Annotated in this window: 10 protein-coding genes; 7 read left to right on the top strand and 3 right to left on the bottom strand. The window is 44.6% G+C overall.

The features are described 5' to 3' along the window. Positions 1 to 102 precede the first annotated feature (102 nt). Positions 103 to 1,311: a diguanylate cyclase gene (locus OO778_RS21525; protein ID WP_258615525.1), complete on the top strand. Its 1,209-nt coding sequence runs from the start codon at positions 103 to 105 to the stop codon at positions 1,309 to 1,311. Positions 1,312 to 1,356: 45 nt separating this feature from the next. Here the strand turns inward: OO778_RS21525 and OO778_RS21520 are convergent, their stop codons facing one another. Further along, positions 1,357 to 2,706, bottom strand: coding sequence for a sigma-54 dependent transcriptional regulator (locus OO778_RS21520; protein WP_114323493.1), 1,350 nt, complete (start codon positions 2,704 to 2,706; stop codon positions 1,357 to 1,359). Between the two features lie 169 nt (positions 2,707 to 2,875). Here OO778_RS21520 and OO778_RS21515 point away from each other — a divergent pair, with 169 nt between their 5' ends. The 3 genes from OO778_RS21515 to ascB all read left to right on the top strand — a co-directional run bounded on the left by OO778_RS21515 (position 2,876) and on the right by ascB (position 7,872). Further along, positions 2,876 to 4,948 carry an ATP-binding protein gene (locus OO778_RS21515; RefSeq protein ID WP_264911580.1) on the top strand — a complete coding sequence of 691 codons (2,073 nt, stop codon included), beginning with the start codon at positions 2,876 to 2,878 and terminating at the stop codon, positions 4,946 to 4,948. 213 nt (positions 4,949 to 5,161) lie between these two features. Continuing rightward, positions 5,162 to 6,289: a conjugal transfer protein TraF gene (locus OO778_RS21510; RefSeq protein WP_006741246.1), complete on the top strand. Its 1,128-nt coding sequence runs from the start codon at positions 5,162 to 5,164 to the stop codon at positions 6,287 to 6,289. 191 nt (positions 6,290 to 6,480) lie between these two features. Next, positions 6,481 to 7,872, top strand: coding sequence for a 6-phospho-beta-glucosidase (ascB, locus tag OO778_RS21505; RefSeq protein ID WP_046873891.1), 1,392 nt, complete (start codon positions 6,481 to 6,483; stop codon positions 7,870 to 7,872). A 99-nt stretch (positions 7,873 to 7,971) separates the two neighbouring features. Here the strand turns inward: ascB and OO778_RS21500 are convergent, their stop codons facing one another. Next, positions 7,972 to 10,008 (bottom strand): PhoX family phosphatase, encoded by a 2,037-nt coding sequence (locus tag OO778_RS21500; protein ID WP_264911578.1) that lies wholly within the window; start codon positions 10,006 to 10,008, stop codon positions 7,972 to 7,974. 266 nt (positions 10,009 to 10,274) lie between these two features. Here OO778_RS21500 and OO778_RS21495 point away from each other — a divergent pair, with 266 nt between their 5' ends. Next, complete coding sequence (locus OO778_RS21495) at positions 10,275 to 10,613, top strand: 50S ribosome-binding protein YggL (protein WP_005393599.1); 339 nt, start codon at positions 10,275 to 10,277, stop codon at positions 10,611 to 10,613. A 631-nt stretch (positions 10,614 to 11,244) separates the two neighbouring features. Here the strand turns inward: OO778_RS21495 and OO778_RS21490 are convergent. Beyond that, positions 11,245 to 12,111, bottom strand: coding sequence for an AraC family transcriptional regulator (locus tag OO778_RS21490; RefSeq protein WP_053807967.1), 867 nt, complete (start codon positions 12,109 to 12,111; stop codon positions 11,245 to 11,247). A 167-nt stretch (positions 12,112 to 12,278) separates the two neighbouring features. Between OO778_RS21490 and OO778_RS21485 the strand changes: the two genes are divergently transcribed. Together OO778_RS21485 and OO778_RS21480 are read left to right on the top strand one after the other, a co-directional pair. After that, positions 12,279 to 12,524 carry a hypothetical protein gene (locus OO778_RS21485; protein ID WP_053807968.1) on the top strand — a complete coding sequence of 82 codons (246 nt, stop codon included), beginning with the start codon at positions 12,279 to 12,281 and terminating at the stop codon, positions 12,522 to 12,524. Positions 12,525 to 13,053: 529 nt separating this feature from the next. After that, a complete protein-coding gene (locus OO778_RS21480) occupies positions 13,054 to 13,962 on the top strand; it encodes a LysR family transcriptional regulator (RefSeq protein WP_114323499.1) in 909 nt (302 codons plus the stop codon). Positions 13,963 to 14,125 lie beyond the last annotated feature (163 nt).

The following is a 14,125-nucleotide window of genomic DNA, read 5'->3' as shown; positions in this document are numbered from 1 at the left end:
CGTTTAACATAAGACATCACTCAATAAGTAAGTTAATATGTAGTTCGCTTATTGATATCAGGCAAAGGAGTTGCCTGAACTATGGATTGATGTGGAGCGCTTATGGACAATCAGTATTTAGACATCAGAACGCTCAACTTTATCGTTATTCTGTTCTCTTGCATTTACTCAATCAGTCTACTTTGTTACCAATACACACAGAAAAAAATCAAAGGCTTAAAGACTTTTTCTCTCTCGCTGTTATTCATTGGCTTTGGGCCTTTTTTACTGGGATTTAGAGGCTCCGCACCAGATTGGCTTACCATCGTCATAGCTAATACGCTCATATTAATCGGCTTCTTGCTTACGCTTTACAGCGTGAGCATTTTTCGTCAATTCCCTCTAAAACTGGCCCACTCACTCGCTTTTTTAACGCCCATTTTCAGCGGTTCGTTTTATTATTTCACTTTCCATGACCATTCAATTAAAAGCCGTATCATTTACTTAAGTGTTTATATCTGCATCGTTACGTTTTTTAGTGGGATCGCCATGCTGAAAGGCACTAAGAAAGACCAAAAACTCCCAACCATAGTGATGGCGTGCTCCTTCTTTTGCTTCAGTATTTTTATGGGCTTCAGAGCACTTTGGAGCGCTTTCGCCAATGAAGTGCCAAATTTTATGACCGCAGGTTTTATCCACCAGATGACGTTTTTACTTAGCATCTGTCTGATTGTCGCTATGAGCTTTAGCATGTTGTGGCTAATTAATGGCCGCTTGATACAGTCAATCAATGATCTCTCACATTTAGACGCCCTCACAGGGCTTCATAATCGTCGCGCGATGGAAGAAATTGTTCCAAATCTTGTTAATCAAGCGCACAAACGGAACCAATCAATAAGCATCATCATGACCGACATGGACGAGTTCAAAGCGATTAATGATCATTATGGCCATACGGTAGGCGATTCCGTCATGGCTACGATTGCCGCTATCTTTAAGAAACACCTCCCAGAGTCAGCTTGCACAGTACGATTTGGTGGTGATGAGTTCATGATTGTTTTACTTGAAAAAGCACAACGCGCCAAAATTGTTGCCGAGCAAATTCGCCTGGCGGTGGAAACTGAAGCCTCATTGCAGTCATTCGAAAATGAGATCACCATGAGTTTTGGAATCAGTGAGTTATCAGAGGGACAATCGCTTCACGAGGTCGTTGCTGAAGCAGACGAAGCGCTGTATAGCTCTAAACATACGGGCAGAAACCAAGTCACCTTGTTTGGAGAAGGGAAAGGCCTAACTTATAAGTTTGTCCCAACTCCCTCGAAAAGCGCATAATCATATTTGTGACGCCCATAGCGGTAAGTCAGCTTAAAAATTGCGTTAAGTATAATCAGAGCGATTTAAACCAAACTTTTGCATTTTTTGGTTAAGGGTTCGACGTGGTAAATCCAACTCCTGCATCACTTCATTGATGCGTCCGTGATGCCTGACCAATGAATCATGCAGCACCTTGCGCTCAAAATTATGTAATTGAATAACCAGTGGAACACCCACTTGCGTCTCCTCCGTGGTTGACGAAGGACGGCTAGAGAGAATTTCCATCACGGATACCGTTTCATCCAAAGCAAAACGCATAGCCACGTTTCGCAGCTCTCGAACATTTCCAGGCCAAGCGTAGGAAAGCACAGCGTTTCTGTCGGCATCACTCAATGGTCTGGTTTCAGGGTTAGTTTGCAAGGTGAAGTGCTCAAACAAAATCAGTGAATCTTCTTCTCTCTCCCTGAGTGGCGGCAAATAAATTTGCGCGACGTTGAGCCGATAGTATAAATCTTGCCGAAACTCTTCATGATCATTGAGATCTTCTTTCGCCGCCGCGATCACTCGTAAATCAACCGAGATCTGTTGATTGCCTCCAACGCGCTCAACTGTATGTTCCTGTAATGAACGCAGCACTTTCACCTGCATCGACAGCGGCATACTCTCGATTTCATCAAAGAATAAGGTGCCTTTATCCGCGTATTCCAATTTGCCAATGCGCTTTTTACCCGCTCCGGTAAATGCCCCAGCTTCATGCCCAAACAGCTCACTTTCAAACAGGTTCTCAGGAATGGCGCCACAGTTGATTGGCACAAAATGATGGGTTCTGCGTTGGCTTTCATTGTGCAAACTGGTCGCCACCAGCTCTTTACCACAACCTGTTTCGCCGTAAATGATCACGTTAGTATCGATTTTCGCCAGTTTCGCAACTTGCTCGCGTAATTGCTGCATCACTCGACTTTGACCAATGAGCACCTCTTCTAAACCACTCACGCTAGCTAGATACTCTTGGCGGTGAAGCGTCGATGTTTGCGCGCGATGGCTCTCGACCGCATCTGTGACGCGTTGAGACAAACGCTCCGGCTGGAAAGGTTTTTCAATAAAATCAAACGCGCCGTTTTGTAGCGCATTCACCGCCATATCCACATCACCATGACCAGTAATTAGTATCATTGGTGTTGGAATGTGATTCGCAATAAGGCTCTCTAAAATTGAAATTCCATCAGTATCTGGCAAACGAACATCACTAACTATCGCATCAAACTCTTGGTTCAGAATGGCGGTTTTGCCTTCCTCCCCCGAGCTAAAAGCTATGACGTCAAACCCCGCCAATTGCAGCCATTGGCTTGTTGCTTGACGAACGATGTCATCATCTTCAATTAGGGCGATACGCGGAATGTCGTCAAAAGTCATGAGTTACTGCCTGATCGGTGATAGAAGTCTTTGCTAAAGTTAGCAAAAACCATGCTATAGAAAAGGAGCTAGATCCCACTTCTTAATCACAATTCTTTAACATCCAATCAGTTAAGCGCACTCTTTCACTACCAACTACGATAACTATATTCAGCCAAACGGAGTCCGAATGCAGCGCACTAAGAATGGGAAAATGTGGCTAACCGCCGTATTGATCAGTGCGCTGGTGATCTTTTTCTATGGTGCTAGCCGAGAGGTGGCCCATCAATGGCTGAGCGTCCAAACTCAACAAGAAGCACAACAGAAACTCCTCGACTACATTGGTGAAGTCCGCCGAGCATTAAAACGTTTCTATCACCTTCCCTATCTCGTCACGAATAACCCAGAAACAATTGCGTTTGTTAAAGGCAATTTAAACTACTATGAGCTACTTCAAGCACAACTGACACAGCTCGATAAAGCCGCGAATACAGAGGGTTGGTTGATACTTTCAACCTCGGGAGAAGTGTTGGTATCGAGTCTGATCGATGAACGGTTCAGCCGCTCTGACCGCCGTGCAATTGTCGAACAAATACAACGTCAGGGAGAAGGCGTCTCACTGGTGAATAAAACAAAAGGTTCTAGTCCGCTTTACTACCTCTCTGCACCAATTTTTGATGGTTTGGAGATAGCGGGCATCGTTGTTGTTCAAATCAACCTGAGTTTGCTAACGGAGCAGACCATCACCAGCCAAGACATCATCACGCTACAAAATCGCCATCAACGCTTCTTCCTCTCCAGCAGTACAAACTATAACGCCGACTGGTTTAATGAACCGAATAACCAAGTCAAAGTCGAAACTCAAACGCTGTATGACAATACGGTGATTCATTTCTGGACTCTCAATCAGCAGCGCTACTTTGCACACACAGTAAAGCTGGACGACTTAAACTGGTTTGTCAGTTACCTTATTCCGACCAAACCTGTTCAGCAAACGATTAGTGTCATTGGATGGAGCATCGCAGCGCTCCTCCTGCTCCTTATCCTGTTGGTGATCATTGGTTTACAGCGTCGACAAAAGCATCTCAATCAGCAGCGTATTCAAGCCTTACTAGAAGAATCGCAACGCCGACTTAAACAGATGATCAATAAAACACATGTTGGTTTGTTGTTGATTGATGAACAAGGTCTATTGTTCGACCTCAACCCAATGGCAAAACGCCTTTTTTGTCTTCCTGAAAGTGTGAATCGTCATACCTTCGCCTGGGAGTTATTTGATGCAGGTAATTCAAATTCAACCACACTCACTTTGCTTAGAGATCTGCCAAAGCATAAGGAACTGGCAGAGATTAGCGCTGTAGAAACCATGGCGCGACGAAGTGATGGCAGCGTATTTCCTGTACTATTTTCACTCACTAGCTTCCCATGGCACGGTGAGCAGTATTTCCTTGCTACCGTAATCGACATTAGCAAACGTAAAAAAGCGGAACAATCGCTGCAGCTGATTAACCAAGAGCTCGCTCAAAGGGTGGAAGAGCGAACTCAAGCTTTAAAACAAGCCCAAGAGCAATTGATTGAATCAAGCAAAATGGCAGCATTGGGCAGAATGTCGAGCGCGATTACCCACGAGTTAAACCAACCATTGACTGGCCTGCGTACCCTTTTAACCACCAACGAGTTGCTAGCAGAACGTGGACAAACAGACATGATGAAAGCCAATAACAAGTTGATTCAAAAGTTGATTGACCGCATGGCAAGCATGACCAGTCAGCTAAAAACGTTTGCCTACAATAAACCAGAAACACTGCACGAGATATCGCTGACAAACGCTTTAGAAGAGACGCTACGCGTCTATCAATCTCAACTCGCGAAGGTAGATGTTCGGGTACGCATTCCCAACGACTTACCCAATATCATTGGCGAAGAGCAACGCCTACAACAAGTGCTCGGCAACCTAATTTCTAACGCATTAGATGCGATGAAAGAGACCCAAGATCCACAGTTAATGATTGCCGTTACACCCACTTCCGATAATGTCGAGGTCGTGGTAAGTGATAATGGGTGTGGGGTACCTTCGGACCAACTCGATACCATGTTCGAGCCTTTCCAAACCAGCAAAAAAATTGGTGAAGGACTGGGGTTAGGACTTTCCATCACCGCCAACAATATGCGAGATATGCAAGGGAAAGTCAGTGCGCAGCTCAACGCTGATAAAGGCATGTCCTTCACCTTAATGTTTGAGCTCGCTCCTCATCGTAGCTAACCCAATACCATCCACCTCTTCAGCTTTTCTCCACACAATTAAAGAGCAATAAATCTTGATCAACTTTATAAAGCGAGTTGCCTAACCTACGCTTAACTTGATGAATCGCCACATGCTATTCATCAGCACAATTTTTGGTGGTTGACACCAAGTTTTAGCTCCCACCATCTAATTTATTGATAAGTAATTATTTAAAGTAAGAATGGATGCGTTATGAGAAAACTAACTTTAGCAGCAACAGGGGCGCTTTTTATTTTATCACCTCACGCTTTTGCAGCACCTTACGCAGCAGACGCTCGAAGTCACGGAATGGGAAATACAGGCGTCGTTTCCGCTGACTATTTAACCGCTCCTCTACACAACCCAGCCCTAGGCGCTCTCTATCGAGAAAATGACGATATCGGCCTACTCATTCCTGCTCTCGGCGTCAATATTCACGATGAGGATGAAGCTTTATCAGCCGTTGATGATGTTCAAGACCTTTACGATAGTATTCAGGGCATTCCCACACCTGCGAACGAAGCCGAACTTAATCGACTACTCGATCAATTAGATAAGAGTGCTCCAGTCGTCATTAACGGAGGTCTGAGCCTCGCGATTGCGATTCCGACACGCTACATGTCGGTAAACCTTTTTAGCGCTGGTTATGTGGAGATACTTGCGGCACCCGATATCTCAGATTCAACAAACACCGCAGATCGATACCTCAATTCTGCCGTCGACCTAGCGGCTTTCGGTAGTGCGGAATATGGCGTTGCCTTAGCTCGCGCATACACGATAGGTGGGCAGCAATTCGCATTTGGTATTACGCCCAAATACCAACAACTTAAAACCTATACGCAGCGTACAACACTAGATGACTTTGATATCGAGGATTACGACAAAAGTGAAGTATCAAAGAACACGTTCAATATGGATCTTGGGGTCGCTTGGTATCACAACGCATTTAGAGCTGGTCTCTCGTTAAAAGACGTCTTCGAGCAAGATATAGAAACAAAACTAGGCAACTATACCTACGAACTCACGCCACAAGCGACCCTTGGTATCGGCTATGTCGGGGATTATGTCGCTCTGAGCCTAGACGCCGATCTCACCAAACAAAAGCGCTTTAAAGAGCTCGACGATGACACCCAGTTTATTCGAGTTGGTATCGAGGGGAATGCTTGGGGATGGGCGCAACTCCGCGCTGGTTATGAAGTTGACCTAGAAAATAATCTCGATAACTCGGTGACAGGTGGCATTGGCATCAGTCCTTTTGATGTGATCAGTGTAGACCTAGCAGGGTCTTACGCTGGCGATAACCAGTTTGGCGCGGCGGCGAATTTAGCATTTACGTTTTGAATACGAATGCCAACCTAAATTCACTTAGGTTGGCATTGTTAACAACCATCCTATATCTCAATGTTTATCATTACTGACGTTTGGTGATGAACTGATAAAAACACGATCTCGCTACAAGTATCGAGATGTCTCCTACACTATTCTCAAGCAATAAATCCACAAACATTTCCTAGATATAAAGAGTGAGAAACATGATTAAGTTTCCAGATAATTTCCTTTGGGGTGGTGCCATTGCGGCAAACCAGGTAGAGGGGGCATACAACCTTGGGGGGAAAGGTTTATCAACATCAGATATGTTGCCAAACGGCATTCTAAGCCCGCATCAAACGCGTGAAGAACGAACGCCTGGCATCAAAGATCTTGCGATCGATTTCTACAATCGCTATCCAGAAGATATTGCCCTGTTTAAAGAGATGGGATTCAACTGCCTGCGCTTGTCCATCGCTTGGAGTCGTATTTTTCCTAATGGCGATGAGCTTGAGCCAAACGAAGAAGGACTGGCGTTTTACGACAAAATTTTTGATGAGCTGGCCAAACACGATATGCAACCATTTGTAACGCTTTCTCATTACGAGATGCCTTACGCCTTGGTTGAGAATTATGGTGGTTGGGGCGATCGTCGAGTGATCGAGTTTTTCGAGCGTTACGCTAAAACCGTGTTAGAACGCTACAAAGACAAAGTGAAGCTGTGGCTTACCTTTAACGAAATCAACATGTCACTTCATGCGCCATTTACGGGAGTGGGCTTGCAAGAAGACGCCAGTGAACAAGACATTTATCAAGCGATTCACCACCAGCTTGTAGCAAACGCGAAAGCGGTAAAACTGTGTCAGCAAATCGTACCAAACGGCAAGATTGGTAACATGCTGCTTGGCGCAATCAACTACCCATACACCTGCAACCCTGATGATGTGCTTGCTGCTATGCATGAAAACAATAAGTGGTTGTTCTTCGGTGATGTGCAGACTCGTGGTCAGTACCCAGGCTACATGAAACGTTACTTCCGTGAAAACGGCATTGAAATACAAATGGAAGCTGGCGACTTAGAAGAAATTGCCTCAGCAAGTGTCGATTTTATTTCCTTCAGCTACTACGCAAGTGGCTGTGCGAGTGCCGATCCGAAACAGAAAGAAGTGGGTAACATCGTCGATAGCGTACCAAACCCATACCTTGAAAAGAGCCAATGGGGCTGGTTGATCGATCCAAAAGGCCTGCGCGTTTTGCTTAACTTCCTTCACGATCGTTACCAAAAGCCGCTATTTATCGTCGAGAATGGCTTAGGCGCTCGCGATGAATTCGATGAAAACGGGGAAATCCAAGACGATTATCGAATTTCATACCTTAATGATCATTTGGTTCAAGCACACGAAGCGATTCTTGATGGCGTTGAGTTGATGGGCTTCACCAGCTGGGGGCCTATCGACTTGGTGGCTAACTCAACAGCCGAAATGAGCAAGCGTTACGGTTATATTTATGTCGATCGTCATGATGATGGGCAAGGAACGCTAGAGCGTAAACGCAAGAAGAGCTTCTACTGGTATCAAGACGTGATTCGTACTTCAGGCGGTTCATTGAAAAGCTAAGCCTGTTGTCTGGATATAAAGTGCGACTAGGCATTCGCCTAAACCATCAAGCCCTGCATTTGCAGGGCTTGAATTTTAAGGTGTTAATGCATTTAGAGATTAAACTGCAATCTCTCCACCGTCTTCACGTCGAATGACAACCGTCGCCGCTCGTGGACGCACAGAAACACCAGCAGGCGTTTCTTCGGCGGCATCTTCACTGTATGGCCAGTTGCCTGGGTGCTGAATATTCACAAACAATGATTTGTAATCAGGGCTGATAGTAAAGCCTGTCACTTCACAACCATTTGGTCCAACAAAGAAGCGTTTAAGCTCCGCTTGGTTATCCGCACCAATCACTGCTTGGTCACCATTCTCATCTGTTAGCTTAGATGGCACAACGGCCAACATTTGATCATTAGTGTAAGACGTAACTTCATCTGCGCCGTTATCGGTCTGAATCCACAAAATACCACGGCCATCAAACGCTAATCCGTCAGGGCTAGCAAACTGGTTTAGCTCATTCAGGCCAGAACGGTTGGTATCTGCATCACCATTTGCTGGCGAACCAAAGACAAAAATATCCCAAGTAAAGTCTGTAGCTGAAGCCCCTTCATCCCAACGAATAACGTGACCAAACTTATTGTTCAAACGTGGGTTCGCAGGATTGGTTTCATCAGTACGGCGCGTATTATTCGTCAATGTTAAGTAAACCGAGCCTGTAAATGGATCAACCGTACACCACTCTGGGCGATCCATTGGAGTTGCCCCAACGAGGTCAGCCGCGCCTGCCGTATTAATGATAATTTCAGCCAATGAGTTAAAGTGATCCGCTAACGTACCACCAGATTTTGTTACGCTATCAAGCGTCAACGGTAACCAAGTACCTGTGCTGTCTTCATTGAAGCGCGCAACATACAGTGTGCCTTTGTCCATGTACTTGTCACCCATCGCCAAACGGTTATCAGGGTTAGCATCTGCTGGATCCCACGCTGCCGCAGATTCAAATTTGTATAGGTACTCAAAGCGAGAGTCGTGACCAGAGTAGAATACCACTGGTTTGCCTTCTTCAAGCTTACCAAAAGTACAGCCTTCGTGACGGAAACGACCTAGTGCAGTACGCTTCTTCGCACGCGAGTTTTGCGTGTAAGGGTCAATCTCGACGATGTAACCGTGACCATTGGCTTCATTACGGTAATCATCCATTGCACTTGCTCCTGTTGGAGCCACATTAAAGCGAGAGAACTCATCGAGACGCTCTTCTGCATTTCCTGCAAGTGTTTCCCACAAGTAGCGTGTGCTTTGGTCATCAACACCAATGCGATCTTGTTCTTCTGTACGAGTCCCGACGTTAACAAAGTAACCTGGCCAGTTCTCTTCGCAAGTTAAGTAAGTGCCCCATGGCGTGTAGCCGTTGCCACAGTTGTTTAACGTACCACGTGCTTGGCTGCCATCTGGCGAGAAACGAGTGACGGTTAGTGACGTGTGCGCGACCGGGCCAGATAAGTCCATTGCTGTCGCACCAGTATAACGACGGTTTAATGGATCGGTATCGACTAGCTTCCACATGTTATTTTCAAGCTGAATACGAACCACTGACACACCGTGCGCGTTAATCTCTTTACGCACTTCATCTATAATGGTACGTACGCCATTTTCAACCGTCGGACCGTTTGGATGCAGTGCTGATGTATCAATGTACTCGTGGTTAATACATAGCAAGCCATCTGTGGTGCTATCGTTCAATGGGAAAAAGTGCATGCCGTCATGGTGCATGCCTAGCGCATTTAACTGATCGGTACTGGTGTTGGTACCATCATTTTGCCATGCGCTGCCTTGTGCATTAAGTGGTGTTCCCCAAGGTACCAATACTTGTGCAGTGTAGCCTTGTGGAATTGAAACGGCGTCAGTGAGTGAGCCAGGGATAGATTCAAAGTTAAGAACGGCTTTAGATACGCCCGAGCCACTGCTTACTGTACTCCCTGAGTCCGATGAATTACAACCAGCCAACCCGAAAGCACCAAACGCTGTCATCGCACTGATGCCTAAACCACCTTTCAGAATGCTGCGTCGAGATAGGCTCGCTTCTAATACTTCTTCAAATGGTTTGTTTTCACTTTGGTTATAACGCGTCGCGTCAAAGGTTTCCTTGCTCATTTTTACTTTCCCGATCTTATAGTTTAATTAATAAATAAGTGATTAGTTGAACGGCAAGAAGTTTGGAGAAGAAAAATGACAAAAGTGCTTAAAACATATGAAACTTGTGTTTCAGCAGTTCAGCAAACTCAGCAGCGTTACCAATTGAGCAATTAAGTTTTGGTCACATAATCACCAACTGTATCGCTTCATTCTGATTTTACTTGGGCTAAAGTGTGATAGAAGGTATAAGGTGTACGAATTCAAATCATCTACGAGAGATAATCATGAAATTAGACAAGATCGATAACAAGAGCCGTCGTATCCGTAAAAAGCTGTTCTTAGGTGAGTTCGCAATCCTAGGTTTCGAGATCAGCTGTGAAACAGACATCAACGACTTCGACCGTTACGATGCATTCGTTGATGACTTTATCGACTATATTGATGGGCTTGGCCTTTGCTTCGGCGGCGGTGGTCTAGAACTGTTTGAAGGCTTCCTATGCTCTACAGACCGTTACGGCAGTGCTACTGAAGAGCAAAAAGCACAAGTCATTGCATGGTTAGAAGCGCGTCCAGAAGTGAAAAGCGCAAAAGCTGGCGACTTGGTTGACGCAAACTACCTGTAAGTTACAGAGTCATACTGACAATAATAAAAAGCTGGTCTCCGGACTGGCTTTTTTACTTTTGGAAGTGTGTGATAGTAAAAGTAGAGTGCTGGGAGGTTGTGCGGAGTGAATGTAATTGTGGCGTTTTTGAGCTGGCAATCAGCGGGAAACGGCGTTCCACTGCCAGCTCGTGCCTTTAGGTATCATTAACTATGATTTTTTAGCTGGTGCGTCTTTCGTGTCTTTCCAGTATTGAATACGCACACGATGTAGCTGAGCTCTTCTAGTCTTTTTCATAGTAAAATCCCTCATCTTATATAAGTAACGCTCCTTATGGAGCTTATTGTCTAAGGTCGAATCCCCTTCAATCTATAAGGGAACCAATTATTTAACCGTGACCAATTTCACAACATAATGATAATTACCGATTTCTTGCAGTCATCTTTGGCTAGTAAACGGCGTATTATCTCTCTGACACGGTTAACTTACTCACCAGATATGACAGAAAAATGGCAATCAAGTTCCCTATATTATCTGTCACTGAATCTTAATAATGATTCCTGAAAAATTTTGCAAGTAAGATATCAATTGCCCTTCACTTTCAGCCGAGTAACTCTTTTCGCGTTCGTGATCGCAGTTGTGTGCAACCCAATTACGGCTGGATTCGCTGCTGATATTGCTGGCGGTACTCGCGTGGCGTAAGCCCTTTATACGTTTTGAAGTGACGATTAAACAGGGCTTGGTTTCGATACCCTACTCTCTCAAACACAATTCCAATCGGCAAAGGCGTTGATTGCAGCAAATCTGCGGCATGATTGATCCGCAATTTCATTAGGCGTTGGCTAAACGGCTCTTTAAAGTGCTTTTGAAACAATCTTGTGACCGCACTGTCACTCAGTGATAAATGGTTCGCCAAGTTCGCGAGCGTCACTTTGCTAGCAAAGTGCTGTTCGAGATACGCGTTAATACTTGCCACTCGCTCTCTTTCCTGTAATTCGTGTTCACTCATCGATAAATAAGAGTGAGTCATCAGTGTTTTCGCCCCTTCATCGTGAGCAATCAGAGACAAAACATGGAGGAATCTAGAGAGTTGCTCCATTGCAGGAAACGTCATGAGCTCATGCAGAAGATCCACAACGTACTGAGCTGTCCGCTCAGAAAACAGCACACCTTTGTTGGCCGCCTTTAAAAGCGGATCAAGCTTTCTAAGCTCTGCGCAATAGAACATCAAATTGGCAATCCACTCACGCTTAAACCAAATCACATGAGTCTCGCACTTGCTTTCGACCAATGTGGAGTGAATTGAATGAGGCACACCAGGCGCGATCAATAGCATTTGGTTGTGAGTCACTTCTAATTCGTGATGACCAATATGCAAACTGCCAGTGAAGTGGCGATGGATGACTAATTCAAACACATCATCGTGAAAATGGAGATCGTACTCTTTTTCTGGCTCATCAATGCGACGATAGCGCCAAGAAAAACCTGGTCTTTGCGGTACTTTTTCGATGTGTGCCATTGGCTACTCCACAAAATAGTATTGTTTCACGCTCAAATAATATCAGTATTGCCAGCTTAATCTTCATCACGCCGAAATAGTATTGATATTAAGCGGCATACTATCAACTTTGTGTCGTCACGCTCCTTATTGTTGCCTTGAAAGACAAGATAACTAAGGAGGCTTTCATGAGTCACTTCACTGTCAAGCTACGCCAAGTCCTGCACAAAACACGTGATGAATGGGCAACATTCACCATCAAAGAAATGGAAATTCCACCTAACACTATCGCTAAATTTTACGGCTACAAATCGAGTTGTGATCTTGAGCAAATTCTTAAACAGGATGAAAACGACACCAATTCGGACATTTGCTCGACACCTTGTGCGACATCTCTCACAAGCAATGTAAGCAAAACGACCATCACTGACTAAGACAAAATCGAAAAATTAAAATAAGCCATTGAAAATTATCAGTTATATCATTTCAAACAATATTCGCTGCCAAAGTTTTTTTACCTAGCTAATTGAGAGTAATCAGCAAAACATCAATACTGATTGTGTCGACAGGATGTTGGCGGGAACAGGAAAAAAACCTAATGGACTAGGTATCTTCAGGATGAAGATTTGGTAGCTTAGGATGAGTTATCAGCAAGGATGTAGTTAAGCTCTAGGATAGAGTTCGCCCGTCAGGATGATAGGCAAGAATGGACACCGCTAGGAAGGCGATGAACAAGGAACTCGGTTAAAGGACTTAACCACAATCAAGGATAGATGCAGGGAGCACCTATAGTAGCCGGATTGCTGCGAAAAAGAATAAGCCCCGTCTGGGAAACCAGGCGGGGTTTTATTTTGTCTGCTATTTATTATTCGCGAGGCACCCGATTCTCTTGCGTCGATTTATTTCGTGCCGTGCTATCATTTTCTCTACGTCTTTCAGCAAGCTCACAGCAAATCTCACATTATGCTTAATCCTGTTTGGTTACATACATTTAAGACATTGATTGAAGTCGGTCATTTCACACAAACGGCAGAAAAACTTTTTATGACCCAACCTGGTGTCAGCCAACACATCAAAAAGTTAGAGCAAAGTTGTCAGCATGCGCTGATCAAACGTGAAAACAAAAGCTTCGAATTAACAGAGCAAGGTCGGATTGTTTACGCCTACGCGCTGGAGTTAGAAGAAAGAGAGAAAGCGTTGCTCGAAGAACTCAGTTTTGATGATGCATTTTCAGGTCACTGTAAACTGGCCTGTTCTGGCGCAATGGCATTGATGCTGTATGGCCCTCTTTTAGAAAAGCAAAAACAGCACCCAGGTTTATCGCTGCATTTAGAAGCCGCACCCAATCACTCGATTCTCAATGCAATAACGGAAGGAAGCATTGATATTGGTATCGTAACTGATGTTCCTCACAAAGGTTTATTTCACAGTGAAAGAATTGGTAAGGAGCAGTTGTGCTTAGTCCTACCTAATCAATACCGCGAAAAGCAGATAACACCACAACTCTTGCACGACTGTGGTGTCATTGCCCATCCTGATGCCAAGCACTACATGACGCTATTTTTTGACCAATGCGCGGAACAAGAGCTCCAAGAAATTAAGATGAGCGATTTACCATTATCCGGCTACGTGAATCAATTAAGCCAAATTTTACTGCCTGTGAGTAAAGGACTCGGTTTCACCGTACTGCCTCAAAGTGCTGTCGACAACTTCCCACAAAAAGATACCTTGCACATCGCACAACTGAAAAACACCGTGTGTGAAGAGTTATTTTTAGTTCGCAAACGAAGTCGTGTTCTGCCTCTGCGCTATCAAACAATTAAAGATGTGTTATTGGGCGTCATCACAAACTCAAAACAAACTACAGAATAGCCTAGCGTTTTAATCGTCGTAATCCGTTTGCTTAAAAAAGTCCACAGACAACTTCCGGCTTACGACGCTGATAATGCCCGATGATTCAACAAATTATTTTTGTCGTAACGACGAGTTTTTTTCGTTTTCTTCTCGCGAGAAAAAAACCTAAGGTGCGCACCTC

This window comes from Vibrio sp. STUT-A16 (genome assembly GCF_026000495.1).
Classification (GTDB): domain Bacteria; phylum Pseudomonadota; class Gammaproteobacteria; order Enterobacterales; family Vibrionaceae; genus Vibrio; species Vibrio diabolicus.
This window is presented reverse-complemented; position numbering and strand designations above follow the sequence as displayed.